The sequence below is a fragment of the Alicycliphilus denitrificans K601 genome (assembly GCF_000204645.1).
In the GTDB taxonomy this organism is placed as follows: domain Bacteria; phylum Pseudomonadota; class Gammaproteobacteria; order Burkholderiales; family Burkholderiaceae_C; genus Alicycliphilus; species Alicycliphilus denitrificans.
In genome coordinates this window covers 3,376,131-3,401,096 of record NC_015422.1, presented here as the reverse complement: position 1 = coordinate 3,401,096, position 24,966 = coordinate 3,376,131, and the positions used below count along the sequence as shown (strand labels likewise).

25 protein-coding genes, 1 tRNA gene and 1 pseudogene are annotated in these 24,966 nt (G+C 65.4%); 19 read left to right on the top strand and 8 right to left on the bottom strand.

Annotated elements, in window-relative coordinates; all coding sequences use genetic code 11:
• Positions 1–70: 70 nt before the first annotated feature.
• From ALIDE2_RS16170 to ALIDE2_RS16135, 8 genes are all read right to left on the bottom strand, one after another.
• Positions 71–391: a ComEA family DNA-binding protein gene (locus ALIDE2_RS16170; protein ID WP_013518416.1), complete on the bottom strand. Its 321-nt coding sequence runs from the start codon at positions 389–391 to the stop codon at positions 71–73.
• Positions 391–1,548, bottom strand: coding sequence for a lipopolysaccharide assembly protein LapB (lapB, locus tag ALIDE2_RS16165; RefSeq protein WP_013722592.1), 1,158 nt, complete (start codon positions 1,546–1,548; stop codon positions 391–393). Before lapB ends, ALIDE2_RS16170 begins: the two co-directional genes overlap by 1 nt.
• The gene (locus ALIDE2_RS16160; RefSeq protein WP_013518417.1) at positions 1,538–1,849 is read right to left on the bottom strand and encodes a LapA family protein; all 312 of its coding nucleotides are present in this window, start codon (positions 1,847–1,849) and stop codon (positions 1,538–1,540) included. Before ALIDE2_RS16160 ends, lapB begins: the two co-directional genes overlap by 11 nt.
• 205 nt (positions 1,850–2,054) lie before the next feature.
• Positions 2,055–2,840, bottom strand: a complete 786-nt coding sequence (locus tag ALIDE2_RS16155) for a peptidylprolyl isomerase (RefSeq protein WP_013518418.1) — start codon at positions 2,838–2,840, stop codon at positions 2,055–2,057.
• 66 nt (positions 2,841–2,906) lie between these two features.
• Positions 2,907–3,185, bottom strand: a complete 279-nt coding sequence (locus ALIDE2_RS16150; RefSeq protein WP_013518419.1) for a BolA family protein — start codon at positions 3,183–3,185, stop codon at positions 2,907–2,909.
• A complete protein-coding gene (locus ALIDE2_RS16145) occupies positions 3,182–3,739 on the bottom strand; it encodes a septation protein A (RefSeq protein ID WP_013518420.1) in 558 nt (185 codons plus the stop codon). The genes ALIDE2_RS16150 and ALIDE2_RS16145 overlap by 4 nt, the downstream gene beginning before the upstream one ends.
• Positions 3,736–4,149, bottom strand: a complete 414-nt coding sequence (msrB, locus tag ALIDE2_RS16140; RefSeq protein ID WP_013722591.1) for a peptide-methionine (R)-S-oxide reductase MsrB — start codon at positions 4,147–4,149, stop codon at positions 3,736–3,738. Before msrB ends, ALIDE2_RS16145 begins: the two co-directional genes overlap by 4 nt.
• The gene (locus ALIDE2_RS16135) at positions 4,146–5,633 is read right to left on the bottom strand and encodes a protein adenylyltransferase SelO (RefSeq protein ID WP_013722590.1); all 1,488 of its coding nucleotides are present in this window, start codon (positions 5,631–5,633) and stop codon (positions 4,146–4,148) included. The genes msrB and ALIDE2_RS16135 overlap by 4 nt, the downstream gene beginning before the upstream one ends.
• A 142-nt stretch (positions 5,634–5,775) precedes the next feature.
• Between ALIDE2_RS16135 and ALIDE2_RS16130 the strand changes: the two genes are divergently transcribed.
• The 19 genes and pseudogenes from ALIDE2_RS16130 (at position 5,776) to ALIDE2_RS25045 (ending at position 24,895) form a co-directional block, all read left to right on the top strand.
• A complete protein-coding gene (locus ALIDE2_RS16130; protein ID WP_013722589.1) occupies positions 5,776–7,413 on the top strand; it encodes a 3-(methylthio)propionyl-CoA ligase in 1,638 nt (545 codons plus the stop codon).
• Between the two features lie 140 nt (positions 7,414–7,553).
• Positions 7,554–8,789 carry a branched-chain amino acid ABC transporter substrate-binding protein gene (locus ALIDE2_RS16125; protein WP_013722588.1) on the top strand — a complete coding sequence of 412 codons (1,236 nt, stop codon included), beginning with the start codon at positions 7,554–7,556 and terminating at the stop codon, positions 8,787–8,789.
• 73 nt (positions 8,790–8,862) lie between these two features.
• Positions 8,863–9,816, top strand: a complete 954-nt coding sequence (locus ALIDE2_RS16120; RefSeq protein ID WP_013722587.1) for a branched-chain amino acid ABC transporter permease — start codon at positions 8,863–8,865, stop codon at positions 9,814–9,816.
• 4 nt (positions 9,817–9,820) lie between these two features.
• Positions 9,821–11,155, top strand: a complete 1,335-nt coding sequence (locus ALIDE2_RS16115) for a branched-chain amino acid ABC transporter permease (protein WP_013518424.1) — start codon at positions 9,821–9,823, stop codon at positions 11,153–11,155.
• The gene (locus ALIDE2_RS16110; RefSeq protein ID WP_013518425.1) at positions 11,152–11,940 is read left to right on the top strand and encodes an ABC transporter ATP-binding protein; all 789 of its coding nucleotides are present in this window, start codon (positions 11,152–11,154) and stop codon (positions 11,938–11,940) included. The genes ALIDE2_RS16115 and ALIDE2_RS16110 overlap by 4 nt, the downstream gene beginning before the upstream one ends.
• Positions 11,940–12,635 (top strand): ABC transporter ATP-binding protein, encoded by a 696-nt coding sequence (locus ALIDE2_RS16105; RefSeq protein ID WP_013518426.1) that lies wholly within the window; start codon positions 11,940–11,942, stop codon positions 12,633–12,635. The genes ALIDE2_RS16110 and ALIDE2_RS16105 overlap by 1 nt, the downstream gene beginning before the upstream one ends.
• Before the next feature lie 194 nt (positions 12,636–12,829).
• Positions 12,830–14,929 (top strand): 3-hydroxyacyl-CoA dehydrogenase NAD-binding domain-containing protein, encoded by a 2,100-nt coding sequence (locus ALIDE2_RS16100; protein ID WP_013518427.1) that lies wholly within the window; start codon positions 12,830–12,832, stop codon positions 14,927–14,929.
• Positions 14,930–14,963: 34 nt separating this feature from the next.
• Positions 14,964–16,133, top strand: coding sequence for an acetyl-CoA C-acyltransferase (locus tag ALIDE2_RS16095; RefSeq protein WP_013518428.1), 1,170 nt, complete (start codon positions 14,964–14,966; stop codon positions 16,131–16,133).
• 227 nt (positions 16,134–16,360) lie between these two features.
• The gene (locus ALIDE2_RS16090) at positions 16,361–17,263 is read left to right on the top strand and encodes a glutamate ABC transporter substrate-binding protein (protein WP_013722586.1); all 903 of its coding nucleotides are present in this window, start codon (positions 16,361–16,363) and stop codon (positions 17,261–17,263) included.
• A gap of 3 nt (positions 17,264–17,266) precedes the next feature.
• A complete protein-coding gene (locus tag ALIDE2_RS16085; protein ID WP_013722585.1) occupies positions 17,267–17,929 on the top strand; it encodes an amino acid ABC transporter permease in 663 nt (220 codons plus the stop codon).
• Positions 17,926–18,726, top strand: coding sequence for an amino acid ABC transporter permease (locus ALIDE2_RS16080; RefSeq protein ID WP_013518431.1), 801 nt, complete (start codon positions 17,926–17,928; stop codon positions 18,724–18,726). The genes ALIDE2_RS16085 and ALIDE2_RS16080 overlap by 4 nt, the downstream gene beginning before the upstream one ends.
• 467 nt (positions 18,727–19,193) lie before the next feature.
• Positions 19,194–21,059 (top strand): acyl-CoA dehydrogenase, encoded by a 1,866-nt coding sequence (locus tag ALIDE2_RS16075; protein WP_174764502.1) that lies wholly within the window; start codon positions 19,194–19,196, stop codon positions 21,057–21,059.
• A 32-nt stretch (positions 21,060–21,091) separates the two neighbouring features.
• Positions 21,092–21,595 (top strand): flavodoxin family protein, encoded by a 504-nt coding sequence (locus ALIDE2_RS16070; RefSeq protein WP_013722583.1) that lies wholly within the window; start codon positions 21,092–21,094, stop codon positions 21,593–21,595.
• A gap of 21 nt (positions 21,596–21,616) precedes the next feature.
• Positions 21,617–21,754 (top strand): hypothetical protein, encoded by a 138-nt coding sequence (locus ALIDE2_RS25205; protein ID WP_158306328.1) that lies wholly within the window; start codon positions 21,617–21,619, stop codon positions 21,752–21,754.
• Between the two features lie 81 nt (positions 21,755–21,835).
• Positions 21,836–22,693: a DMT family transporter gene (locus ALIDE2_RS16065; RefSeq protein WP_013722582.1), complete on the top strand. Its 858-nt coding sequence runs from the start codon at positions 21,836–21,838 to the stop codon at positions 22,691–22,693.
• A 127-nt stretch (positions 22,694–22,820) separates the two neighbouring features.
• Positions 22,821–22,896 (top strand) — tRNA-His (locus tag ALIDE2_RS16060).
• 109 nt (positions 22,897–23,005) lie between these two features.
• A pseudogene (locus ALIDE2_RS25785) lies at positions 23,006–23,170 on the top strand (DUF6538 domain-containing protein); the annotation flags it as partial.
• Positions 23,171–23,182: 12 nt separating this feature from the next.
• Positions 23,183–24,469: a site-specific integrase gene (locus ALIDE2_RS24585; protein WP_013722581.1), complete on the top strand. Its 1,287-nt coding sequence runs from the start codon at positions 23,183–23,185 to the stop codon at positions 24,467–24,469.
• Between the two features lie 186 nt (positions 24,470–24,655).
• Positions 24,656–24,895 carry a hypothetical protein gene (locus tag ALIDE2_RS25045; protein WP_148262977.1) on the top strand — a complete coding sequence of 80 codons (240 nt, stop codon included), beginning with the start codon at positions 24,656–24,658 and terminating at the stop codon, positions 24,893–24,895.
• Positions 24,896–24,966: the final 71 nt, after the last annotated feature.

Sequence of the window (24,966 nt, the reverse complement as noted above, 5' to 3'; positions counted from 1 at the left end):
GTAAGCCGCTTGCAGTCCGCTATGAAAACCAGAGTGCATGCCGGGCATTGGATCAGCCTCTGGTGCGAAATCAATGGGAAGGAGCCGTGCCTGCCGCCCCTGGCCGGGCGTCTTGCGGCGCATAGCTGGCGCCATCCACGGTGAGCCCGTTTTCCGACAGCCGGGCCGCCGCCGCCGGACCTATGCCCTTGACGCGGGAGATCAGGTCGCGCCAGTCTTGGAAGCGCCCCTTGGCGCGCTCGGCGAGGATGCGCGAGGACAGCGCCGGGCCTATGCCCTTGATGCCGTCCAGGTCCGCCTCCCGGGCGCGGTTGACGTCCACCGCGGCCAGCGCCGTGCCCGCGTGCAGCAGGGCGGCCAGGCAGAGGGCCGGCAGGAACCTGTTCGCCATCAGAGTTCCTCGACGCGGCGTGCCGGATAGCTGTCCCAGGTCTGGCAGCCGGGGCATTGCCAGAAATGCTGGCGCGCCTCGAAGCCGCAGGCCGCGCAGCGGTAGCGCGTGAGCGGCTTGGCCGCCTGCTCCAGCGCGCGCTGGATCTGGGGGTGGAACTGCTCGTGGCCCAAGGTCTCGTCGGCCAGCCACTTGGTTGCGGCCACCAGGGACGGCTCCTTGTCGAGGTGGCGCACGTACCACTCGCGCCCCGCGCCGGGGGCACCGTCCGTCGCTGTCTGCAGCGACACGATGGCCTCCAGCAGGTCCAGCGACGGCATGTCCTGATAGTGCTGCTGCAGCAGGGCGCCGGCCTGCTGCGCGCGCCCGCTGGCGAGAGCGGTCTCCACCAGCAGCGGCGCGGCCAGCGCCAGGGCCGCGGGCGCGCTGTCGGCCAGGGCCTGCAGCGTTGCCAGGGCGGCATCCGGCCGGCCCATGCGCTGCTGCAGGCGCGCCATCTCGATGCGCGCGCGCGGGGCCTGCGGCGCGGTGGCCACGGCCTGCTCCAGCAGGGCCTGGGCCGCCTGCAGCTCGCCGCGCGCGGCCAGGGGCAGCGCCTGCTCGCACAGGTAATGGGCCTGGCGCGTGCTGAAGTCGCCCTGCTGGGCGGCCTGCATGCGCTGGGCGATGTCCGATGCCTGCGCCCAGTCGCGCGAGCGCTCGTAGATGGCCAGCAGGGCCATGCGGGCCTGGGCCTCGAAGGGCGTGCCCTCCAGGCGGCGCAGCGCGTCCTCGGCGCGGTCGAGCAGGCCGGCCTTGAGGAAGTCGAGCGCCAGCGCGTGCTGGGCGCGCTCGCGGTCGGTGCGCGAGAGGTCACCGCGCGAGAGCAGGTGCTCGTGCACGCGCACGGCGCGGTTGTATTCGCCGCGGCGGCGGAACAGGTTGCCCAGAGCGAAGTGCAGTTCCGTGGTGTCGGGGTCGTTCTGCACGGCCTCGATGAAGGCGTCGATCGCCTGGTCCTGCTGTTCGTTGAGCAGGTAGTTCAGGCCCTTGAAGTAGGCCTTGGGCGCGCGCCGGTTTTCCTCGCGCATCTGGCGCAGGTCCAGGCGCGAGGCCAGCCAGCCCAGTCCGAAGGCCAGGGGCAGGCCGAGCAGCAGCCAGGTGGGATCAAATTCCATCGATGGGCGTCTGGGGCATGGTGGGCTCGGCCGGGGGCTGCGCCGGCGCGGCGGGGGAGGGCTCTTGCGCGGCGGCCTGGGCGCGGCGCGCGGCGCTGCGGTGGCGCCACCAGCGCGGCACCATGCCCAGCACGCCGACGACCACGCCCAGCGTGAAGGCCGAGAGCACGATCAGCACGGCCGGCGCCGTCCAGCGGGTGCCGAAGAAGAAGTGCACCGTGGCGTCCTGCTGGTTGTTCAGCGCGAAGGCGAACAGAGTGAAAAAAATGGCTGCCTTGAGCAGCCACAGGAGGTATTTCATGTGTCTCCCCGGTGATGGGCGAGATTCTACGGGCTGAGCCCCCCTGTGGGCGCCCGGCGCCGGATATCAGGGAAAAATGGCCGCAGCACCCGCCAGGCAAGCGCTGGCAGCTATGGTTTGATGAGTGCCGCGGACCGCTGCGGCCCTGAATGAAAAAACGCGGCCGGGGGCCGCGTTCTGCCGTGCGGGGCGCGTGGCCCGGCGGTCACTCCACCTTGGCCTTGGCGCGCAGGTCTTCCTGGAACTTGGCGAGCTTCTGCTGCTGCAGCTGCTGGGCGATCTGGGGCTTGACCTCGTCGAGCTTGGGCAGCTGGGCGTCGCGCACGTCGTCCAGGCGGATGACGTGCCAGCCGAACTGGCTCTTCACGGGGGTCTGGGTCATCTTGCCCTTTTCGAGCTTGACCAGGGCCTCGGTGAACTCGGGCACGTAGCTGCCGGGGTTGGCCCAGTCCAGGTCGCCGCCGCGGGCGCCGGACCCGGGGTCCTTGGACTGCTTCTTGGCGATGTCCTCGAACTTCGCGCCCTTCTTGATCGAGGCGATGATGGACTTGGCCTCGTCCTCCTTGGCGACCAGGATGTGGCTGGCCTTGTATTCCTTGCCGGCGTTGGCGGCCACGAACTTGTCGTACTCGGCCTGGATCTCGGCGTCGGTCACGGGGTTGTTCTTCTGGAAGTCGACGAACAGCTCGCGGATCAGGATGGTCTGGCGCGCCAGCTCCATCTGGGTCTTGTAGTCGGCCGTGCCTTCCAGGCCGCGCTTTTGCGCCTCCTGCATGAAGATCTCGCGGGCGACCACTTCTTCCTTGATCTGGTTCTCCATCTCGGGGGTGACGGGACGGCCGGCGCGCTCCACCTGCTGCTTCAGGGCCTCGGCGCGCTCCTTGGGGACGGCCTTGCCATTGACGATGGCGATGTTTTGCGCGGCGACGGGCAAGGCCATCGTGCCCAGCATGGCGGCGGCCACGAGGCCGGACAAAAGCTGTTTCTTCATTGGGAATCCACGGATAGAAATGGGTTTGCGGGCAACTGGCACGCAAGCCGTTGGAGTCTGGCGGTGTCAGAGAGTTTCAATGGCGATGGCGTGCGCGCCATGGTCGATGAAAATCTGTAGCGCATCATACACAAGCCGGTGCTGCGCCACCTTGCGCTTTCCGGCGAACAGGGGGGACGCGATGCGTACGCGAAAGTGTGTGCCGAAGCCCGTGCCATTGGCGCCCGCATGCCCTTCGTGCTGCCAGCTTTCGTCCAGCACTTCGAGCCGGGTGGGGGCCAGCGTAGCGCGCAGGCGCTCGGCCATGGCTTCGGCGGTGACGGAGACGGGAGTCGTTGCGGTCATGGTTGCGAGTCCTCGGGTGCGGCGTCGCCTTCCTTCATGTGGCGACTCAGGAACAGGGCCTGGGCGATGACGAAGGCGAACATCAGCCCCAGGCCGCCAAAAAGCTTGAAGTTCACCCAGGTGTCGGTGTCGAAGCGGTAGGCCACCCAGAGGTTGAGCAGGCCCATGGCGGCGAAGAAGGTGGTCCAGGCCCAGTTGAGCTGGCGCCATACGGGGGCGGGCAGCTCGATCTGCTTGCCCATGAGCGACTGGATGAAGTTCTTGCGGAACACCAGTTGGCCGACGAGCAGCGTGCCGCCCATGAGCCAGTACAGCACGGTGGGCTTCCACTTGATGAAGGTCTCGCTGTGCGCCAGCAGCGTGGCGCCGCCGAACACCACGATCACCCCCAGGCTGAGCCACTGCATGGGCTCGACCTTGCCGTGCCTGACGTGGATATAGGCGATCTGCGCCACGGTGGCGGCGATGGCCACGCCCGTGGCCACGTAGATGCCCCAGACCTTGAACGCGGCGAAGAACAGGATGATGGGGAAGAAGTCGATGAGCAGTTTCATGGCGCCGGGGGGTCGAAGTCGAGCGAGGCGGAATTCATGCAGTAGCGCAGGCCCGTGGGGCCCGGGCCGTCGGGAAACACATGGCCCAGGTGGGCACCGCATTGTGCACACACGGTCTCGGTGCGCAGCATGCCGTGGCTGTGGTCCTCGATCTCGCGGATGGCGCCGGGCACGGCGCGCCAGAAGCTGGGCCAGCCGCAGCCCGCGTCGAACTTGGTCTCCGAATCGAACAGCTTGGCACCGCAGCAGATGCAGCGGTAGCTGCCGTCGGCCCAGTGCCCTTCGTACTTGCCGGTGAAGGGGCGCTCGGTGGCGGCGTGGCGCGTGACCTCGAAGGCGCCGGGCTCGGCGCCCTTCTCGCGCAGCAGGGCTTGCCATTCGGCGTCGGTTTTCTGGATGGGGTAGGTCATGAGGAGCAGCTGATGGAGATGGTGGACGCCCACTCGGGCGGAAAGCCGGCATGGGCCTCGTGCCCCGGATGCTCGTCGAATGGCCGCGCCAGCAGCTTCTGCAGGGTTTGGAGTTCGGAAAAGTCGCCGAGTTTCGCGGCGCGTATGGCCTGCTCGCCCAGGTGGTTGCGCAGCACGAAGCCCGGATTGGTATTGAGCATCAAATCGGCCACTAGCGCTTGATCCTCAAGCGCCAGCAGCTCCTCATAGGATAGCAACCAGGCGTCGAAGGCGGCGCGGTCGGCGAACAGGTCGCGCACGGGTTCGAAGTCGCCCGCGGCCACGGCGTGCGACAGGCGGCGCCAGAAGATGGTGTAGTCCACGCGGCCCGCGGCCAGCAGGCGCAGCAGGGCGTCGACCAGCGCGCCGTCGCCCTCGCGCGGCTGCTGCAGCCCGAGCTTGGCGCGCATGCGCCGCAGGAATTCGGCGGCGAACACGCCCTCGTAGGTCGAGAGCGCGGCCCGGGCCGTCTCCACCTCGCCGATCAGCGGCAGCATCGCCTGCGCCAGGCACAGCAGGTTCCACCAGGCCACGCCGGGCTGGCGGTCGAAGGCGTAGCGGCCCTGCGCGTCGCTGTGGTTGCAGATGTGGCCGGGGTCGAAGGCGTCGAGGAACTGGAACGGCCCGTAGTCGATGGTCAGCCCCAGGATGCTCATGTTGTCGGTGTTCATCACGCCGTGGCAGAAGCCCACGGCCTGCCACCGGGCCATCAGGGCAGCGGTGCGCTCGCTCACGGCGCGCAGCAGCGCGGCGCAGGGGTTGGCGCCGTCGCGGCATTCGGGGTAGTAGCGGTCGATCACGTAGTCGGCCAGCCGGCGCAGCTCGGCCTGCTGGCCGCGCGCGGCGAAGTGCTCGAAGTGGCCGAAGCGGATGAAGCTGGGCGCCACGCGCGTGACCACGGCGGCCGTCTCGATCTCCTCGCGCGCCACGGGCGCGGGCGAGCCGGTGACGCACAGCGCGCGCGTGGTCGGGATGCCCAGCGCGTGCATGGCCTCGCTGCAGAGGAACTCGCGGATGGACGAGCGCAGCACGGCGCGCCCGTCGCCCATCCGCGAATAGGGTGTGCGCCCGCAGCCCTTGAGCTGCAGTTCCTGGCCGCCATGGGCCGGGGTTTCCACCTCGCCGAGGAGGATGGCGCGGCCGTCGCCCAGCTGCCCGGCCCACACGCCGAACTGGTGGCCGCTGTAGACGCTGGCCAGTGGCCGGCTGCCCGGCGGCAGGGCGTTTCCGGTGAAGGACTGCAGCGCGTCGTCGCGCTGCTGCCAGCCCTCCGGCAGGCCCAGCAGCGCAGCCACGTCGTCGCTCGCGCCCACCCAGTGGGGGGCGGGCAGGGGCGTGGGGCGCAGCTCGGTGAAGAACGCGGGCCCCAGGGCGGCGAAGCCGTTGCGCCAGCCGGCCACCAGGGGCGCCTGCGCGGGGGCTGCGAGGGCCTGGTGCGAAGTCATGTGGTGGATTGTCTCCTGCGTTGCAATGCCCCGCCTCGGCATGCGGCAAAGTGGGTTTTCACTGATGCAACGGCTGGTTCTAGGCGTTTCATCACCGTTACGATGGCGCGGTTTACGTCCACCAATAGATAAAGGAGCACCCATGCTGGGCTTGATGCAGAACCAACCTCTCCTGATCTCCACGCTGATCACGTTCGCCGAGCGCAACCATGGCGACGGGGAGATCGTGTCGCGCAGGGTGGAGGGGGACATCCACCGCTACACCTACCGCGACCTGGCGCGGCGCGCGCGCCAACTGGCCAATGTGCTCGACGGCATGGGCCTGCAGTTCAGCGACCGCGTGGCGTCCCTGGCCTGGAACGGCTACCGCCACATGGAGATGTACTTCGGCGTCTCCGGCTCGGGCCGCGTGCTGCACACCGTGAACCCGCGCCTGCACCCGGACCAGATCGCCTGGATCGTGAACCATGCCGAGGACCAGGTGCTGTGCTTCGACATGACGTTCCTGCCCATCGTGCAGGCCGTGCACGCCAAGTGCCCCACGGTGAAGAAATGGGTGGCGCTGTGCGACGCCGACCGGCTGCCCGCGGATTCGGGTATTCCCGGCCTGACGAGCTACGAGGACTGGATCGGCGGCGCGCCGGGCGAGTACGACTGGCCCACTTTCGACGAGAACTCCGCGTCCAGCATGTGCTACACCAGCGGCACCACGGGCAACCCCAAGGCGGCGCTGTACAGCCACCGTTCCACCACGCTGCACGCCTACGCGGCGGCGCTGCCCGACGTGATGTGCCTGTCGGCGCGCGACAGCGTGCTGCCCGTCGTGCCCATGTTCCACGTCAACGCCTGGGGCATCCCGTACTCGGCCGCGCTCACGGGCTGCAAGGTGGTGTTCCCCGGTCCGGCGCTTGACGGCAAGTCGGTCTACGAGCTCATCGAGGCCGAGGGCGTGACCTTCGCCGCGGGCGTGCCCACCGTGTGGCAGATGCTGCTCAACCACGTGCAGGCGGCCGGCCTGAAGTTCAGCACGCTGGGCCGCACGGTGATCGGCGGATCGGCCTGCCCGCCGGCCATGATCACGGCCTTCCAGGACGGCTACGGCGTCTCGGTGCTGCACGCCTGGGGCATGACCGAGATGAGCCCGCTGGGCACGCTGTGCACGCTCAAGAACAAGCACCTGCGCATGGGCCGCGACGAGCAGATGCACATCCTGCAGAAGCAGGGGCGCGCCATCTATGGCGTGGAGATGAAGATCGTGGGCGCAGACGGCAAGGAACAGCCCTGGGACGGCAAGGCCTATGGCGACCTGCTGGTGCGCGGCCCCTGGATCCTGGAGCGCTACTACAAGGGCGAGAGCCCGCTGGTCAAGGACGAGCACGGCGTGGGCTGGTTCCCCACGGGCGACGTGGCCACCATAGACGCCGACGGCTACATGCAGATCACCGACCGCAGCAAGGACGTGATCAAGTCCGGCGGCGAATGGATCAGCTCCATCGACATCGAGAACATCGCCATGGCGCACCCCGCCGTGGCCATGGCCGCCTGCGTCGGCATGCCGCACCCCAAGTGGGACGAGCGCCCCATCGTGGTGGTGGCCAGGCGCCCGGGCGCGGAGGTCACGCGCGAGGAGCTGCTCGCCTTCTACGAGGGCAAGACGGCCAAGTGGCAGATCCCGGACGACGTGGTGTTCGTGGACGCGATCCCGCTGGGAGCCACCGGCAAGATGCTCAAGACCCGCCTGCGCGAGCAGCTGGCGGGCTACAAGCTGCCGGGGCTGTGAGCGCGTACGCGCCCGGTGCGCCGCCGCCTTCGGGGGCGCGCCGGTCGCATTCGCGATAGGGGCTACGGGCTATCCCTGAAGAAGCTTTCGTCGCCAGCCCTTACGCTGCCGCCTATCCATTCTCATAGAGGAGGCAAGGCATGAGGCGTACTATCAAGAAAATAGCTGTCAGTGCAATGCTGGTGGCTGCTGGCGGCGCATTTGCCCAGAAAGGCGAAACCGTCAAGATCGCCTGGCTCGACCCGCTGTCGGGCCTGATGGCGGCGGTGGGCACGAACCAGCTCAAGAGCTTCCAGTTCATCTCCGAGGAGTTCAACAGGAAGAACGCCTCGGGCGTGAAGTTCGAGATCATCGGCATCGACAACAAGCTCAGCCCGCAGGAGACCACCAGCGCGCTGCGCTCGGCCATGGACCAGGGCGCGCGCTACGTGGTGCAGGGCAACGGCTCGGGCCCGGCGCTGGCCATCATGGATGCGCTGGAAAAGCACAACGCGCGCAACCCCGGCAAGGAGGTGGTCTACCTCAACTACGCCGCGGTGGACCCCGACCTCACCAACAGCAAGTGCAGCTACTGGCACTTCCGCCTGGATGCCGACACCTCGATGAAGATGGAGGCTCTGACCACCTTCATGAAGGACCACGCCGAGATCAAGAAGGTCTACCTGATCAACCAGAACTACTCGCACGGCCACCAGGTCTCCAAGTACGCCAAGGAGAACCTCAAGCGCAAGCGCCCCGACGTGCAGATCGTGGGCGACGACCTGCATCCGCTGGCACAGGTGCGCGACTTCTCGCCCTACATCGCCAAGATCAAGCAGTCGGGCGCCGACACGGTGATCACGGGCAACTGGGGCTCGGACCTCGCGCTGCTCATCAAGGCCGCCAACGATGCGGGCCTGAACAACGTCAACTTCTACACCTACTACGGCGGCGTGACGGGCAGCCCCACGGCCATGGGCGCGGGCGCCGCGGGGCGCGTGTACATGGTCTCGTACGGCCACCTGAACCTGCCGGGCGACATCGGCCGCATCGTGGGCGAGTACAAGAAGAAGTTCAACGACGACATGTACACCGGCGCCGTGTACCACGCCTTCGCCATGCTGGACGCGGGCTTCGTGAAGGCCAAGTCCACCGATCCCGTGAAGGTGGCCGCCGTCATGGAAGGCATGAAGTTCAACAGCTTCAACGGCGAGGTGGAGATGCGCAAGACCGATCACCAGCTGCAGCAGGGCCTGTTCGTCACGCGCTGGGAGAAGGCGGGCGGCAAGTACCCCGTCGATGCGGAGAACACCGGCTACACCTTCGTGCCCGTCAAGTACTACGAGCCCTACGTGGCGAGCACGCCCACCTCGTGCCAGATGAAGCGGCCGTCCTGATCGTTACTCCTGGTGAGACCTTCGGGGCCCGATTCTCCTCGGGCCTTTTTTTCACCTGCCACGAAGCGTTTCCATGAATCTCGAGTTTTTCGTGATCTCGCTGCTGAACGGCATCAGCTACGGGCTGCTGCTGTTCATGCTGAGTTCGGGGCTGACGCTGATCTTCAGCATGATGGGGGTGCTCAACTTTGCGCACACCAGCTTCTACATGCTGGGTGCGTACTTCGCCTACACCCTCTCGGGCGTGATCGGCTTCTGGCCGGCGCTCGTGGCCGCGCCGCTGCTCATCGGCGCGCTGGGGGCGCTGTTCGAGCGCTACGCGCTGCGCCGGGTGCACAAGTTCGGCCACGTGCCGGAGCTGCTGGTCACCTTCGGCCTGTCGTACCTGGTGCTGGAGGTGGTGCAGCTCGTGTGGGGCCGCTCCACCGTGCCCTATGGCCTGCCCGCGCAGCTCCAGGGGCCTCTGTTCACGCTGTACGGCACGCAGTTCCCCAAGTCGCGCTCGTTCATCATGCTGGTGGCGGTGCTCATGCTGCTGTCGGTGTGGCTGCTGCTCACGCGCACGCGCATCGGCCTGGTGATCCAGGCGGCGCTCAAGCACCCGCACATGGTGGAGGCGCTGGGCCACAACGTGCCGCGCGTGTTCATGCTGGTGTTCGGCGGCGGCTGCGCGCTCGCCGGGCTGGCCGGGGTGATCGGCGGCAACACCTACGTGACGGAGCCGGCCATGGCCGCCTCGGTGGGCTCGATCATCTTCGTGGTGGTGGTGGTGGGCGGCATGGGGTCGCTCGCGGGGGCGTTCCTCGCCTCGCTGCTCATCGGGCTGGTGCAGACCTTCGCGGTGGCGCTGGACTATTCGCTCGTGCACGCCTTCACACGCTTGGGCGTGCAGGTCACCGAGCAGACCTTCGGCTACCCGGTGCTCAGGCTCACCATCTCGCAGGTGGCTCCCATCCTGCCGTACCTGTTCCTCGTCCTGATCCTGATCTTCCGCCCCAAGGGCCTGCTGGGCACGCGGGAGGACTGAAGCCATGCGAACGACTTCCTCCCTCTCCCCGGCCGCCGCGCCGGACGCCACCCGGTACTACCGCTTCAAGCCCCTGAACGTGGGCCGGATCGTCATCTGGAGCCTGTTCGCCATCGCGCTCATCGCCGCGCCCCGGCTGTTCACCAGCGGGCTGGCGCTGACCATGCTCTCGCAGATCGGCTACGCGACCATCATCTGCCTGTCCTACAACATCCTGCTGGGGCAGGGCGGCATGCTGAGCTTCGGCCATGCGGTGTACACGGGCCTGGGCTCCTTCATCACGGTGCACGCCATCAACATGGCCGGCGCGGGGCAGCTGCCCATTCCGCTGTGGCTCATGCCGCTCGTGGGGGGGCTCGCGGGCATGTTCTTCGCCGTGCTGCTGGGGTTCGTGACCACCAAGAAGTCGGGCACCACCTTCGCCATGATCACGCTGGGCATCGGCGAGCTGGTGGCCTCGATGGCGCTGATGTTCCCCGAGTTCTTCGGCGGCGAGGGCGGCATCACCACCGATCGGGTGTACGGCCAGCCCTTCTTCGGCATCACCTTCGGGCCGGCCATACAGGTGTACTACCTGATCGCGGCGTACTGCTTCGTGTGCACGGCGGCCATGTACGCCTTCACCGGCACGCCGCTCGGGCGCATCCTGAACGCCGTGCGCGACAACCCCGAGCGCGTGGAGTTCATCGGCTACAACACGCAGCGCGTGCGCTATTTCGCCTTCATCATCGCGGGCTTCTTCGCGGGCATCGGCGGGGCGCTGGCGGCCATCAACTTCGAGATCGTCACCGGCGCCGACAGCGTGAGCGTGGTGCGCTCGGGCGGCTACCTGCTGTTCACCTTCCTGGGCGGGGCCACGTTCTTCTTCGGGCCCATCATCGGGGCGGTGCTGCTGGTGCTGGCCTCGGTGCTGTTGTCGGAGCTGTCCAAGGCCTGGCTGCTGTATCTGGGCCTGGTGTTCCTGTTCATGGTGATGTATGCGCCCGGAGGCATCGCCAGCCTCATCATGATGAACCTGCGGCTGGCCAGGTACGGCAAGCTGCGCGGCATCGTCGGCGCGTACCTGGCGCTGGGCGGCACGGCGCTGGTGGCGGTGCTGGGCGCGGCCGCGATGATCGAGATGACCTACCACCTGCAGCTCAACGCGGCGCTCGGGCCCCGGCTGGAGTTCCTGGGCGCCACGCTGGACGCGCGCAGCGTGGCGAGCTGGTTCGGCGCTGGCTTCGTGCTCGCCACGGGGCTGGGGCTGTTCGAGCTGTGCAGGCGGCAGTTCCTGCGGCAGTGGGGCGAGATCCAGGAAGAGATCGAGCACGAGATCAAGCGCGGGGAGGCGGCATGACGACGGACCACCAGGCGGCCCATGCGCTGGAGCTGCGCGACCTGCGCAAGAGCTTCGGCAAGACGGAGATCATCCGCGGCGCCAACCTGACCGTGCGCTCCGGCGAGCGCGTGGCCATCATCGGCCCCAACGGCGCGGGCAAGTCCACGCTGTTCAACCTGATCAGCGGGCGCTTCGCGCCCACCAGCGGCCAGGTGTTGCTGCACGGCGCGCGCATCGACGGCAAGGCGCCGTTCGAGATCAACCGCATGGGCCTGTCCCGCAGCTTTCAGATCACCAACATCTTCCCCAAGCTCAGCGTGTTCGAGAACTTGCGCTGCGGCGTGCTCTGGAGCCTGGGCTACCGCTACGCGTTCTGGCGCTTCCTGTCGAAGCTGCAGGACGCCAACGAGCGCGCCGAGCAGCTCATGGAGATGATCAAGCTCGACAAGAAGCGCGACACGCTGGCCATGAACCTGACCTACGCCGAACAGCGGGCGCTGGAGATCGGCATCACCATCGCGGGCGGCGCCAGCGTGATCCTGCTGGACGAGCCCACCGCCGGCATGAGCAAGAGCGAGACCACGCGCTTCATCCACCTCATCAAGGAGGTGACCGAGGGCCGCACGCTGCTCACCGTGGAGCACGACATGGGCGTTGTCTTCGGCCTGGCCGACAAGATCGCGGTGGTGGTGTACGGCGAGGTGATCGCCTTCGACACGCCCGAGAACGTGCGCGCCAACCAGCGCGTGCAGGAGGCCTACCTGGGCTCGGTCATTGCGGCGCAGCAGGAAGGGAGGCACTGATGCTGAAGATGGAGAACCTGCACGCCTACTACGGCAAGAGCCACGTGCTGCACGGCGTGACCTTCGACGTGCAGCCCGGCGAGATCGTGGCGCTGCTGGGCCGCAACGGCTCTGGCCGCTCCACGGCTGCCAAGGCCATCATGGGCCTGGTGGACTGGGAGGGCACGCTGGAGTGGAAGGGCCGGAGCCTGCGGGGCAGGAAGGCCTACGAGATCGCCCACCTGGGCCTGGGCTACGTGCCCGAGAGCCGCGACGTGTTCCCCAACCTCACGGTGCACCAGAACCTGCTGCTGGGCCAGAAGGGCAGCGGCCGGGGCAGCCGCTGGACGTTCGACGACATGTATGCCATGTTCCCGCGCCTGAAGGAGCGGCGCAACATCGAGGCGGGCGTGATGTCCGGCGGCGAGCAGCAGATGCTCACGCTGTGCCGCACGCTCATGGGCGACCCGGACCTCATCATCATCGACGAGCCCACCGAGGGCCTCGCGCCCAAGATCGTGGAACTGGTCGCCGAATACTTGACGAGGCTCAAGGAGCGCGGCATCTCGGTGCTGCTCATCGAGCAGAAGCTCACCATCGCCATGACCATCTCCGACCGCGCGCTGGTCATGGGCCACGGCAGCATCGTCTTCCAGGGCACGCCCGACGAGCTGCGCGCCAACAGCTACGTGCGCAAGGAGTGGCTGGAGGTCTGATTCAAAGCCAAATCGGCCTCTGGTGCCCATGCAAAAAGCGTTGGTTGCTATTGAATTAATAGCGAATGACAGCCCGGGCCCGGGCCTTGTCCCGCCAGCGACAAAAAACGCGCCCGAGTCCCCCTAGACTTGCCGAAAAAAACGCACGAGCGTACTTTTCTTTCATCCACCCGAGATCCAAGAGGAACGACAGCATGACGGCTGAATACCAGGTCCACGGCGACGTGGCCGTGATCACCCTCAACAACCCGCCCGTCAACGGGCTTGGCCTTGATACGCGGCGCGGCATCGTCGATGGCCTGGAGCGCGCGCAGGCCGACGCGGCCGTCAAGGCCATCGTCGTCACCGGCGCGGGCGGCGCCTTCTCGGGCGGCGCGGACATCAAGGAGTTCGGCACCGAGAAATCCCTGCAGGAGCCGAACCTGCACTCCGTCATCAGCGCCGTCGAGAACTGCGCCAAGCCCGTGGTGGCCGCCATCCACGGCGTCTGCATGGGCGGCGGGCTGGAACTGGCGCTGGGCTGCCATTACCGTATCGCCGCGCCCGGCTGCAGCGTGGCGCTGCCCGAGGTGAAGCTGGGCCTGCTGCCCGGCGCGGGCGGCACGCAGCGCCTGCCGCGCGTGGTGGGCGTGGAGGCGGCGCTCAACATGATCGTGAGCGGCGAGCCGGTCAAGAGCGAGTTCATCGGCGCCGTGCCCGGCCAGAAGCTGTTCGACAGGATGGCCGCCTCGCCCGAATCCTTGCCCGAGGAAGCCCTGGCCTTCGCGCGCAGCGTGGCCGAAGCGCGTCCGCTGCCGCTGGTGCGCAACCTGCCGTGCAAGCACCCCGAGGGCGACGCGTACTTCCAGTTCGCGCGCAACATGGTCAAAGGGATGGCCAAAAACTTCCCAGCGCCCGCCAAGTGCGTGGACGCCGTGGAGGCCGCCACCAGGCGCAAGTTCGCCGACGGCCTGCAGTACGAGCGCGAACTGTTCATCAACCTGATGTGGACGCCCGAGTCGCGCGCGCTGCGCCACCTGTTCTTTGCCGAGCGCGCCGCGAGCAAGATCCCCGACGTACCTTCGGATACGCCCAAGCGCGACATCAAAAAGGTGGGCGTGATCGGCGCCGGCACCATGGGCGGCGGCATCAGCATGAACTTCCTGAACGCGGGCATCCCCGTGACCATCCTGGAGATGAAGCAGGAGGCGCTGGACCGCGGCATCGCCACCATCCGCAAGAACTACGAGGCCCAGGTCAAGAAAGGCAAGCTCAAGGAGGACAAATACCAGCAGCGCATGGCCCTGCTGTCCACCACGCTCTCGTACGACGACCTCAAGGACTGCGACCTCATCATCGAGGCCGTGTTCGAGGAACTGGGCGTGAAGGAGGCCGTGTTCAGGCAGCTCGACCAAGTCGCCAAGCCCGGCGCCATCCTGGCCTCCAACACCTCCACGCTCGACGTGGACAGGATCGCCGCCTTCACCCGGCGCCCGCAGGACGTGGTGGGCATGCACTTCTTCAGCCCCGCCAACGTGATGAAGCTGCTGGAGGTGGTGCGCGGCAAGGCAACGGCCAAGGACGTGCTCGCCACCGTCATGGCCATCGCCAAGAAGATCAGGAAGACGGCCGTCGTCTCCGGCGTGTGCGACGGCTTTATCGGAAACCGCATGATCGAGCGCTACAGCCAGCAGGCCGGCTTCCTGCTCGACGAAGGCTGCACGCCCAGCCAGGTGGACAAGGCCATCGAGAGGTTCGGTTTCGCCATGGGCCCGTTCCGCATGGGCGACCTGGCCGGCAACGACATCGGCTGGGCCATCCGCAAGCGCCGCTACGTGGAAAAGCCCGACATGAAGTACAGCAAGACGGCCGACCTGCTCTGCGAAATGGGCCGCTTCGGCCAGAAGACCGGCGCGGGCTGGTACGACTACGCGCCCGGCAAGCGCGACGCCATCCCCAGCCCCATGGTCGAAAAGATGGTCGAGGAGCACCGCAAGGCCCTGGGCATCGCGCCGCGCAAGATCAGCGACGAAGAAATCGTGCAGCGCCTCGTCTACTCGCTGGTCAACGAGGGCGCGAAGATCCTCGAAGAGGGTATCGCCAGCAAGGCGGGCGACATCGACATGGTGTACCTGACCGGCTACGGCTTCCCCATCCACCGCGGCGGCCCCATGCACTACGCGAGCGAAGTGGGCCTGTTCAACGTGGTGCAGGCTATGAAGCGCTTCGCCAGGAACCCGCTGGACGACGCGCGCGCCTGGGAGCCCGCGCCCCTGCTGGCGCGCCTCGCCGCCGAAGGCAAGGCCTTCGCCTGATCGAGAGCATCCCTATAGAACAAGGAACACCGACATGACATCCGCAGTGATCGTTTCCACCGCCCGCACGCCGCTCGCCAAGAGCTGGAAGGGCTCGTTCAACATGACCCACGGTGCCACCCTGGGCGGCCACGCGGTGCAGCATGCCGTGCAGCGCGCGGGCATCGACGGGGCCGACGTGGACGACGTCATCATGGGCTGCGCCAACCCCGAAGGCGCTACCGGCATGAACATCGCGCGCCAGATCGCGCTCAAGGCCGGCCTGCCCGTCACCACATCGGGCATGACCATCAACCGCTTCTGCTCATCGGGCCTGCAGACCATCGCCACCGCCGCCCAGCGCATCATCGCGGGCGAGGGCGAGGTGTACGTGGCCGGCGGCGTGGAAAGCATCTCCTGCGTGCAGCAGGAGATGAACCAGCACATGCTGATGGACCACTCGATCACCAAGCCCGAGCTGTACTGGTCCATGCTGCAGACCGCCGAGATGGTGGCCAAGCGCTACGGCATCGGCCGCGACGCCATGGACGAGTACGGTGCCGCCAGCCAGCAAAAAGCCTGCGCCGCCCAGGCCGCAGGCAAGTTCGACGACGAGATCGCCCCCATCACCGTCACTGCCGGCATCGCCGACAAGACGCTGGGCCTGATCACCAGGCAGGTCACCGTGAGCCGCGACGAAGGCACGCGCGAAGGCACCACCAAGGAAGGCATCAGCGGCATCCGCCCGGCGCTGCCCGGCGGGCTGATCTCGGCGGGCAACGCCAGCCAGTTCTCCGATGGCGCCGGCGCCTGCGTGGTGGTGAGCGAGGAATACGCCGGCCGCAAGGGCCTCAAGCCCCTGGGCCGCTTCCTCGGCTTCGCCGTGGCCGGCTGCGAGCCCGACGAAATGGGCATCGGCCCCGTCTTCGCCGTGCCCAAGGTGCTCAAGAAACTGGGTCTCACCGTGCAGGACATCGACCTGTGGGAACTCAACGAAGCCTTCGCCGTGCAGGTGCTCTACTGCCGCGACAAGCTCGGCATCCCCGCCGACCGCCTGAACGTCAACGGCGGTGCCATCGCCCTGGGCCACCCCTACGGCGTGAGCGGCCAGCGCCTCACGGGCCACGCGCTCATCGAAGGCAAGCGCCGGGCTGCCCGCCGCGTGTGCGTGACCATGTGCATTGGTGGTGGCATGGGGGCGGCGGGGGTGTTTGAGGTGCTGTAAGCGCTGACGACTCTCCGAAGACCAACGCCCCGCGCAGGCTGGAAGGCTTGCGCGGGGCGTTTGCTTTTGTTTTGATAGCTGCTGGAGATTGCTGGGTGGGCGTTAAGGGGTATAAAGGATTATTTTCTTGCGATGAACTGGTAGCGGTGGTCGGACCGGACAAGCAGCTCGCGCATTCCATAGCTGCTATATATTGATTCACGTCACAGACCATCCAAGAGGACCGCATGTCGATCAAATCCATTCTGAAATCCACCGTGGTGGCTCTGGCGATCGTGACCGGTGGGTCGCTTTTCGCACAGGGCACGCCCATCGATGCAGCGGCGTTTGACGCACTGGTGGCGCAGGGCCCCGTTGCCGACGCGGCGACTATTCGCTCGAGCACCTGGGCCAGCAAGATCAAGCAGGCCGGTACGCTACGTCTCGGCGGCACACAGACCTCGAATCTTTTCTCGCTGCTCAACGAAAAAGACGGCAAGATCCGCGGCTTCGACGCCGGTCTGGCCCAGCTGATCACCCGCTACATCCTGGGCGATGGAGCCAAGTACCGGTTCACGCAGGTGACCTCGTCCACGCGCGAACAGGTGCTCATCAACGACCAGGTGGACATGGTGTTCGCCACCTACTCCATCACCCCCGCCCGCGCCGAGAAGATCTCATTCGCCGGCCCTTACTACACCTCGCAGGCTGGGGTGTTGGTCAAGGCGAACAACAAGACGATTCAGTCGTACAACGATCTGGCCGGCAAGAAGGTCGCCACGCAGGCCGGCTCCACGGGGCCCGCGATCCTGGCGCAGTATGCGTCCAAGGCTGTCGTACAAGAGTTCCAGACGCATCAGGAAGCTCTCGATGCACTGCGCCAGGGACGCGTGGACGCCTACGTGACCGATTACACGCTGCTGCTCAACGCCCTGAGCCTCGGCACCGGCGACGCGCGGCTGGCGGGCGCGCCCTTTGGTGCGCAGGATCCCTACGGCGTCGGACTGCCCAAGGGCTCGGACGGCGTGGCCTTCATCAATGCCCTCCTGAAAAAACTGGAAGCCGACGGCACCTGGGCCAAGCTCTGGGCCATCTCCATCGGACAGCGCACCGGCAGCACAGCCGTTCCGACGCCGCCCACCCTCCCATAACCGATGGGCGATGTTTCCAGGCTCCTGGCCGACTACGGGCCTGCCTTCGGGCAGGCCCTCTTGCTGACGTGGAAGCTCACTGTAGTGTCGTTCGTGCCCGGCTTTCTGCTGGGTATGGTCGTGACGGTGCTTCGGCTCCTTCCGCTGCCGCCGCTGCGCTTCGTCCTGACCGGCTACGTCGAGATCTTCCGCAACATTCCCAGCGTAGCGCTGCTGATCTTCATCGTGTTCGCGCTGCCCGATCTCAACGTCGTGATTGACTATGAGCCCAGCGTGATCCTGACGTTGGCGCTGGTCTGCTCCGCGTTCACGGCGGACTACCTGCGCTCGGGCATCAACACCATTCCTGGCGGCCAAATTGAGGCCGCACTCAGCTTGGGGCTGCGGCCGATGCGCATCATCTCTGCGGTGGTATTGCCGCAGGCGCTGCGCGCGGTGGTGCAGCCGATGACGTCGCTGCTCATTGCGCTGATGTTGTCCACCTCATTGGCATCGCAGGTACCGTTTCCGGGCCGGGAGCTCACCGCGCTCGTGTCCAAGATCGCCACCGATTCTGCCGCCGGTATTCCCGCGTTCGCGGTGGCCGCCGCGATGTACGTGGCGACCGGGTTGCTCATCGCCTGGGCTGGCGCCGCCCTGGAAAAGAAGGTGCGGATCCTGCGATGAGCCGCCCTCTGGAAGACATTCTGTTTGGTGCGCCGAGCCCCCGGGCCCAGACCGCCATACGGGTGGCCAGCGTGACCGCAGCGGCCGTGCTGCTCCTGCTGGCTGCGGGCATCGTGTTCCGGTTCCATGCCGCAGGGCAGCTCGACGCCCGATTCTGGGAATTCTTCGCCTGGCCGACGACTTGGGCCTTCCTGGGCAGAGGCCTGCTTGGCACGCTGGCATCGGCGGCGATGGCCGCCGTCATCGCGCTGGCCTTCGGGCTGGTGCTGATGATGGGGCGCCTGGCGCGGCTGAGGCTCGTGCGCTGGCCGAGCATCGCGGTGATCGAGTTCCTGCGCGGCACGCCGACGCTGTTGCTCATCTATGTGTGTTTTCTGGTGCTTCCGTCGGTCGGGATCAAGCTGAGCACCTACTGGATGTTGACGCTGCCCATCGGCCTGGCCACCGCCGCCGTGGTGGCCGAGGTCTACCGCGCGGGCGTGCTCGCCGTTCCCCGCGGCCAGACCGATGCGGCGCGAAGCCTGGGGCTGACCGAAGCCCAGGTTTTTTTCCTCGTCGTCTTCCCCCAGGCCCTTCGCTACATCGTCCCGGCACTGGTCGCGCAACTGGTCATCGTGGTCAAGGACACCACCTTCGGCTACGTCGTCACCTACGGTGAGCTCATGCAGAACGCCAAGGTGCTCATCGCCAACTACCACGCGCTGGTACCCGTGTACCTCGTTGTCGCGGCGCTTTACTGCCTCGTGAACTACGCGATATCAAGGGCGAGCAAACGGCTCGGCGGGCCGATGCATTGACCATCACCAAGCTGCTCACGTGCTGTGCTGGACAGTTGCAATGCAAGGAAGTTGCTGCAGGATGTTCTTGACTGCTCGTATGAAATATCGGACGAGGCCTTTGCCATGGCTGCCGAAGCTGGAAGGACTCAGCGGTCTCTTCTCAGTCGTAGCTGTCTGCAACCTCGAGAGCAGGCGTTACAGAGTCGATTGACTAGGAATTTGGTCAACGGCACATAGCGCCCCTTGATGTCGATGAAGTCTATGACTGGGGCGCTTCAAGGCTTCCAGGACGGGACGGCAGCGGCGCATCACAGGTGGACGGAAGTTGGTGAAGCAGTGGAGCGATCCCGAACGTCCGGTTGGGAGTTCGCAATGGGTCGGCTTCCGCCATCTAGAACAACAAGATCGACCCTCCGCTGAACCAGCTTCCACCGCGTCACGCACAGGACATGTCTCCCCAGGGCATGCCTCCCATAATTTCCAGCATGACCACCTCCCTGCGCTCCACCCTCGACTTCCTGCTCTACGACTGGCTCCGCGCCGCATCGCTCACCGCCCGGCCGCGCTTTGCCGACCACTCGCGCGAGACCTTCGATGCCGTGCTCGACACCTGCGAACGCATCGCGCGCGAGAAGTACGCGCCGTTCAACCGCACCGTCGACACGCAGGAGCCCCGGTTCGACGGCGAGAAGGTCATCCTGCCCCAGTGCACGCACGACGCGCGCCAGGCCTATGCCGACAGCGGCATGCTCGGCGCCGCGCAGGACTACGAGCTGGGCGGCATGCAGCTGCCCTACGTGGTGGAGTCGGCGGCCAACAGTTTCTTTGCCTGCGCGTCGATCAGCATCGGCTCCAACCTGCTGACCACGGGCAACGCCAACGCCATCCTCGTTCACGGCACGCCGATGCAGCAGCGGGTGTTCGCCGCCAACGAGTTCAACGGCCGCTGGGCGGGCACCATGTGCCTGTCGGAGCCGCAGGCGGGCTCGTCCTTGAGCGACATCGCCACGCGCGCCGAGCCGGACGGCGCGGGTTTCGAGGCCGATCCGCTGGGCCCGCGCTACCGCCTGCGCGGCAACAAGATGTGGATCAGCGCGGGCGACCACGAGCTGACCGAGAACATCGTGCACCTCGTGCTCGCCAAGATCCCGGGGCCGGACGGCAAGCCGGTGCCGGGCGTGAAGGGCATTTCGCTGTTCATCGTGCCCAAGAAGCTCGTGGACACCGAAGGCAAGCTGACCGGCGAGCGCAACGATGTGGCCCTGGCCGGGCTGAACCACAAGCTCGGCTGGCGCGGCACGACGAACACGCTGCTGAACTTCGGCGAGGGCAGGTACCCCGTGCGCGCAGGGCAGGGCGGCGGCCTGGACGGCCGGGGGGCAGGGGCCATCGGCTACCTGGTCGGCAAGCCGGGCGAGGGCCTGAAGTGCATGTTCCACATGATGAACGAGGCGCGCATCTCCATCGGCATGGCCGCCACCATGCTGGGACTGGCGGGCTACTACGCGAGCCTGGACTACGCCAGGACGCGCCTGCAGGGCCGCCCCATCGGCAGCGGCGGCAAGGACGCCAGCAGCCCCCAGGTGCGCCTGATCGAGCATGCCGACGTCAAGCGCATGCTGCTGGCGCAAAAGAGCTACGGCGAGGGCGCGCTGGCGCTCAACCTGTACTGCGCGCGGCTGGTCGATGAGGGCCGCACGGGCGATGCCGGGGCAGCCGCCGATGCCAGGCTGCTGCTGGAGGTGCTCACGCCCATCGCCAAGAGCTGGCCCAGCGAGTTCTGCCTGGAGGCCAACTCGCTGGCCATCCAGATCCACGGCGGCTACGGCTACACGCGCGACTTTCCCGTGGAGCAGTACTGGCGCGACAACCGCCTGAACATGATCCACGAGGGCACGCACGGCATCCAGGCCGCCGACCTGCTGGGCCGCAAGGTGGTCATGCAGGGCGGGGCTGGGCTGCAGTTGCTCGCGCGCACCGTCGCCGTCACCATCGCCAAGGCGCGCCAGCGGCCCGGGCTGGCCGCCTGGGCCGGCCAGCTCGAACAGGCCCTGCGGGACGTGATCGACGCCACCCGGGCCGCCTGGGCCACGGGCAACGCGGGCGAGGCCCTGGCCAACGCCGTGCCCTACATGCAGGCCTTCGGCCACGTGGTGCTGGCCTGGATGTGGCTGGACGTGGCGGACAGCGTGCTTGCCAAGGATGCTTCGCTTTCCATAGCTGCAAGCGTAGGCAGAATGGGCGCTGCACGCTATTTCTTCCACTACGAACTGCCGAAGACCGGCGCCTGGCTGGCCGTGGTGTGCACGCGCGACGCCACCTGCGCGGACATGGCCGAAGACGCTTTCTGACCATTCCCCCCGGGCAGCGGGACAATGCGGGCATGTCCACCGCGCCCAAGACCCTGCTGATCGTCTACCACTCGCTGACCGGCGGCACGCGCCAGATGGCCGAGGCCGCGCAGGCCGGCGCCGTCGCCGAGCCCGCCGTGGCGGTGCGCCTGCTGCACGCGGCTCAGGCCGGCCCGGACGACGTGCTGGCCGCGCAGGGCTACCTGTTCGCCACGCCCGAGAACTTGGCGGCCATGAGCGGGCAGCTCAAGGACTTCTTCGACCGCTGCTACTACCCGGTGCTCGACCGCATCAACGGCCGGCCCTACGCCAGCCTGATCTGCGCCGGCAGCGACGGCCAGAACGCCGCGCGGCAGATTGCGCGCATCGCCACGGGCTGGCGCCTGAAGGAGGTGGCCGAGCCGCTGATCGTCTGCACCCACGCGCAGACGCCCGAGGCCATCCTGGCGCCCAAGCAGATCGGCGCCGACGAGCTGGAGCGATGCCACGCCCTGGGCGAGGCGTTGGCCGCGGGGCTGGCGCTGGGCGTGTTCTGATCCGCACTACACTCGCCGCCCATGTCCCTCCTGCCCTCGCACCAGCTTCGCGCCCGGCCCGCCGCCGGCCTGCGCGTGCGCGCGGGCAACCCTCCCCCTCCCATCCAGCACGCCGTGGCGGCCTGCCCGCCACCGCCGGCGCACGTCCTCCTGGGCTGACTTCCGGCTCGGCCTCCTCGTCTGCGCGGGGCATTGCCGCCCGCTGCGCACTGGGCTTGTTTCTTGACGGATGGGATATCCATGTCTTTTCGTACCTCTTCCTGGGCCTCGTGGGGGGCCATGCCCATGTTCGTGCTGCTGTGGGGCAGCGCGGCCATCTTCACGCGCTGGGCGCTGGACCATGGCTCGCCCTCGGCCGTGCTGCTGGTGCGCTACGGCGCGGCGTTCGCTGCGCTGCTGGCCGTGGCGCCATGGCGGCGCGGGCGCTGGTGGCCGGCCGCGGGCACGCGCGGCACGGTGGCGCTGGCCGGGCTGCTGATGGTGGCGCTGTACTCCGTGTGTTACTTCCAGGCCATGGCCCACGGCATCACGCCGGGGCTGATCGCCACGCTGCTGGGCGTGCAGCCCATCCTCACGCTGGCGCTGGTAAAGCGGCGCTTTGGCGCCGCGCGCCTGGGCGGCCTGCTGCTGGCGCTGGTCGGGCTGGCCATGGTGGTGTGGCAAAGCTTGGTGGCCACGCGCTTCGCGGCGGCGGGCCTGGCCTTCGCGCTGGGGGCACTGGCCTGCATCACGGCCGGCGCCATCGTGCAAAAGCGCGTGCGGCAGGAACCCCTGCAGGTGCTGCCGCTGCAATACGCCGTGACGCTGGCCGTGTGCCTGGCGTTCGCGCAGGTGCAGCCGCTGCGCCTGGATGGCAGCGCGGGCTTCTGGCTGCCTGCGCTGTTCCTGGGGCTGGGCATTTCGGTGCTGGCGCAGTGGCTGCTGTACCGGCTGATCCAGCGCGGCAACCTGGTGAACGTGACCAGCCTGTTTTACCTGGTGCCCGCCGTCACCGCGCTGCTCGATTACGCGGTGCTGGGCAACCTGCTGGCGCCCATGGCGGTGGCGGGCATGCTGTGCATCCTGGCCGGGGTGATCCTGGTGCACCGGCGCGCCTGAAGGCGGCTGCGCGCGGCCGGCGCGGGCGCAGCCGGTGCCGCGTCCACATGCCTCGGCTCTGGCCGATGGAGAGACTGTGGCAAACGGGGCGAGACCGGAAATTATCAGGCTATAATGTCGAGCTACGGTGGCTGTAGCTCAGTTGGTAGAGTCCAGGATTGTGATTCCTGTTGTCGTGGGTTCGAGTCCCATCAGCCACCCCAAAGACATTTTCCCCTTTGTAATCAATAGGTTACAAAGGGGTTTTGCTTTGTGGTGTAGCAATTGGTGTAGCACTTCCTAGGTGCCGCAACCCCAACCTTGGGGTTCGCCATGCTGCAAAACACCTACCAAAACCGACACGGCACGTTCTACCTTCGCCTGTTCGTTCCTGCTGTACTCCACCCTCACGTTAGCTCCACAAAGTTAGTTCACAGCCTTCGGACCAAAGACCGAAAGCAGGCATACTTACGCTCGTTACAAGTTGCTCTGGCTTTTGAGAAATGGGTCATGGATACGAAGAAAAAACTTGAACTGGTTGATCCAAGGGAGCTCACGGTCAGCCTGCCCAATGGAGTCAAAATTGATTTCAATATGGAAGTTGAGGCAGAACGAGTTGCCTATGAGGACGCCATTGAGCGTATAGGACGATTTAAAGAGCCTCTAATCGTTCAAAAGCAGGTGGAAGCTACTACCCCACATGCAGCGGCTCGCTATCGTCTTATAGACCTGTTTGACTCGTACAAGGTAGCCAAGGTCAAGACCTTTTCCCAGTCAACTCAGGACGGCTACTTTCCTCGCATTCAAAAATTCATTGACTACTATCAGGGCCGTGGAGTCATTTACATTGACGAGATCCACAAGCCCCAAGCCAGTGATTACCGTGAAATCGTAATCAAGGAACAGGATAGCCCTCTGACGGTGGATAACTACACAAAAACCCTCAAAGGCTATTTTGACTTCGCTATTGGTGCTGGAAAATATCCATATGAAAATCCATTTGCGAATATGCACTTGGTCAAAAAATCGGAACGAGCCAAGCACACCAATTCGTGGATTCCATACTCAAAAGATGAAATTCAACGACTGTTCGTTGAAGAATTTGAGGAATACAAACGCCGTTTCAAGAAGCCCGATCTATTTTTTGCTCCTCTGGTAGGTCTGACTATGGGGCTACGTGAAGACGAAATCACGCAGCTTTATATCAACGACGTTTATCAGGAAAACGGAATCTGGCTCATTGACGTCAATGACGACGGTGACGATAAGGAAGTTAAAACACCTTCCTCTGTCCGAAAAATTCCCATGCCTGCCCAACTGCTCCAGACGAATTTTTTGGAGTATTACGAACTTGTCAAAGCAAAGTATGGGGAAACCTCTTTGCTATTTCCCTACCTTATCAAGACTGCTTCCAATGGATATGCCAAAAATGTTTCCTACAACTGGACCCAATACAAGCAGAAGTTGATCAAGGTGGACGAATCCCAAAAATCTTTCCATAGCCTGCGGAAAAACTTCGGAGCGGCAATGGTAGATTTGGGCTTGGATTTGCCATTGCGGAAATGGATTTTGGGGCACAGTCAGGAGCAGGACGTGACCCAAACAGTCTACGGTGCGGAATATTCTTTGCAGAATATTCGCTCCGTGTTAGAGAAAATGGATTGGGGTTTTGACTTCGCCAAGTTCCAATTCAAGTTCAAAAACGAACATATTTTGGCGGGCCTCGTGAACGAGAAAGCCATAAAGTTACGTAAGAAGGCAGCAGCGAAAGCCGAGAAAGAGAAAACCAAGATTTGACTTTTTCTGCTGGTTTCATACCTTGTTCAGAAAAAGGAGCAAGGTATGAGGTGGTTTCGAAAACTAATTGAACTAATTGAGTTATTGAAAATGCGAATTAAACCAAGCTCGTGTTCACCTCAAGAATGCATCGATAAAATTGAAAATTCCCTCCAGATTGAGCTTGACCCAATGGAGGAGGACTTCGTGGAAAATCTCTGTGCAGCGGGTTATCACTGCGAGGAGATATGTAAAGTCATTAATTTCAGAAGAAGACGGAATCAACTAAGGCGACGTCTAAAAAAGCATGGCATGTCAGATTCCGATATAAAAGAAGTTCTAAATCAATCATCAGATCTTCTCCATGGAACAAAAAGTGTGGAAAAGATATTCGAAAAAATAAAAAAAGATATTGAGGAAGCCTCGAATCCAAAGCCAAAAAAATGAGTGGAGTAACACCTATTCAAGCAATGTCAACTATCAAATTTGATAGGTGACAGATTAGATAAAATAGGCCG

Coding starts and splice junctions, on each gene's coding strand:
- ALIDE2_RS16085 (WP_013722585.1), top strand. CDS start 17,267: ATGGGCGATGTTTCCAGGCTCCTGGCCGACTACGGGCCTGCCTTCGGG.
- ALIDE2_RS16080 (WP_013518431.1), top strand. CDS start 17,926: ATGAGCCGCCCTCTGGAAGACATTCTGTTTGGTGCGCCGAGCCCCCGG.
- ALIDE2_RS24585 (WP_013722581.1), top strand. CDS start 23,183: ATGGATACGAAGAAAAAACTTGAACTGGTTGATCCAAGGGAGCTCACG.
- ALIDE2_RS16095 (WP_013518428.1), top strand. CDS start 14,964: ATGACATCCGCAGTGATCGTTTCCACCGCCCGCACGCCGCTCGCCAAG.
- ALIDE2_RS16110 (WP_013518425.1), top strand. CDS start 11,152: ATGACGACGGACCACCAGGCGGCCCATGCGCTGGAGCTGCGCGACCTG.
- ALIDE2_RS16160 (WP_013518417.1), bottom strand. CDS start 1,849: ATGAAATACCTCCTGTGGCTGCTCAAGGCAGCCATTTTTTTCACTCTG.
- ALIDE2_RS16105 (WP_013518426.1), top strand. CDS start 11,940: ATGCTGAAGATGGAGAACCTGCACGCCTACTACGGCAAGAGCCACGTG.
- ALIDE2_RS16120 (WP_013722587.1), top strand. CDS start 8,863: ATGAATCTCGAGTTTTTCGTGATCTCGCTGCTGAACGGCATCAGCTAC.
- ALIDE2_RS16130 (WP_013722589.1), top strand. CDS start 5,776: ATGCTGGGCTTGATGCAGAACCAACCTCTCCTGATCTCCACGCTGATC.
- ALIDE2_RS16065 (WP_013722582.1), top strand. CDS start 21,836: ATGTCTTTTCGTACCTCTTCCTGGGCCTCGTGGGGGGCCATGCCCATG.
- ALIDE2_RS16100 (WP_013518427.1), top strand. CDS start 12,830: ATGACGGCTGAATACCAGGTCCACGGCGACGTGGCCGTGATCACCCTC.
- ALIDE2_RS25205 (WP_158306328.1), top strand. CDS start 21,617: ATGTCCCTCCTGCCCTCGCACCAGCTTCGCGCCCGGCCCGCCGCCGGC.
- msrB (WP_013722591.1), bottom strand. CDS start 4,149: ATGACCTACCCCATCCAGAAAACCGACGCCGAATGGCAAGCCCTGCTG.
- ALIDE2_RS16115 (WP_013518424.1), top strand. CDS start 9,821: ATGCGAACGACTTCCTCCCTCTCCCCGGCCGCCGCGCCGGACGCCACC.
- ALIDE2_RS16125 (WP_013722588.1), top strand. CDS start 7,554: ATGAGGCGTACTATCAAGAAAATAGCTGTCAGTGCAATGCTGGTGGCT.
- ALIDE2_RS16135 (WP_013722590.1), bottom strand. CDS start 5,633: ATGACTTCGCACCAGGCCCTCGCAGCCCCCGCGCAGGCGCCCCTGGTG.
- ALIDE2_RS16170 (WP_013518416.1), bottom strand. CDS start 391: ATGGCGAACAGGTTCCTGCCGGCCCTCTGCCTGGCCGCCCTGCTGCAC.
- ALIDE2_RS16090 (WP_013722586.1), top strand. CDS start 16,361: ATGTCGATCAAATCCATTCTGAAATCCACCGTGGTGGCTCTGGCGATC.
- ALIDE2_RS16150 (WP_013518419.1), bottom strand. CDS start 3,185: ATGACCGCAACGACTCCCGTCTCCGTCACCGCCGAAGCCATGGCCGAG.
- ALIDE2_RS16070 (WP_013722583.1), top strand. CDS start 21,092: ATGTCCACCGCGCCCAAGACCCTGCTGATCGTCTACCACTCGCTGACC.
- ALIDE2_RS16075 (WP_174764502.1), top strand. CDS start 19,194: ATGACCACCTCCCTGCGCTCCACCCTCGACTTCCTGCTCTACGACTGG.
- lapB (WP_013722592.1), bottom strand. CDS start 1,548: ATGGAATTTGATCCCACCTGGCTGCTGCTCGGCCTGCCCCTGGCCTTC.
- ALIDE2_RS16145 (WP_013518420.1), bottom strand. CDS start 3,739: ATGAAACTGCTCATCGACTTCTTCCCCATCATCCTGTTCTTCGCCGCG.
- ALIDE2_RS16155 (WP_013518418.1), bottom strand. CDS start 2,840: ATGAAGAAACAGCTTTTGTCCGGCCTCGTGGCCGCCGCCATGCTGGGC.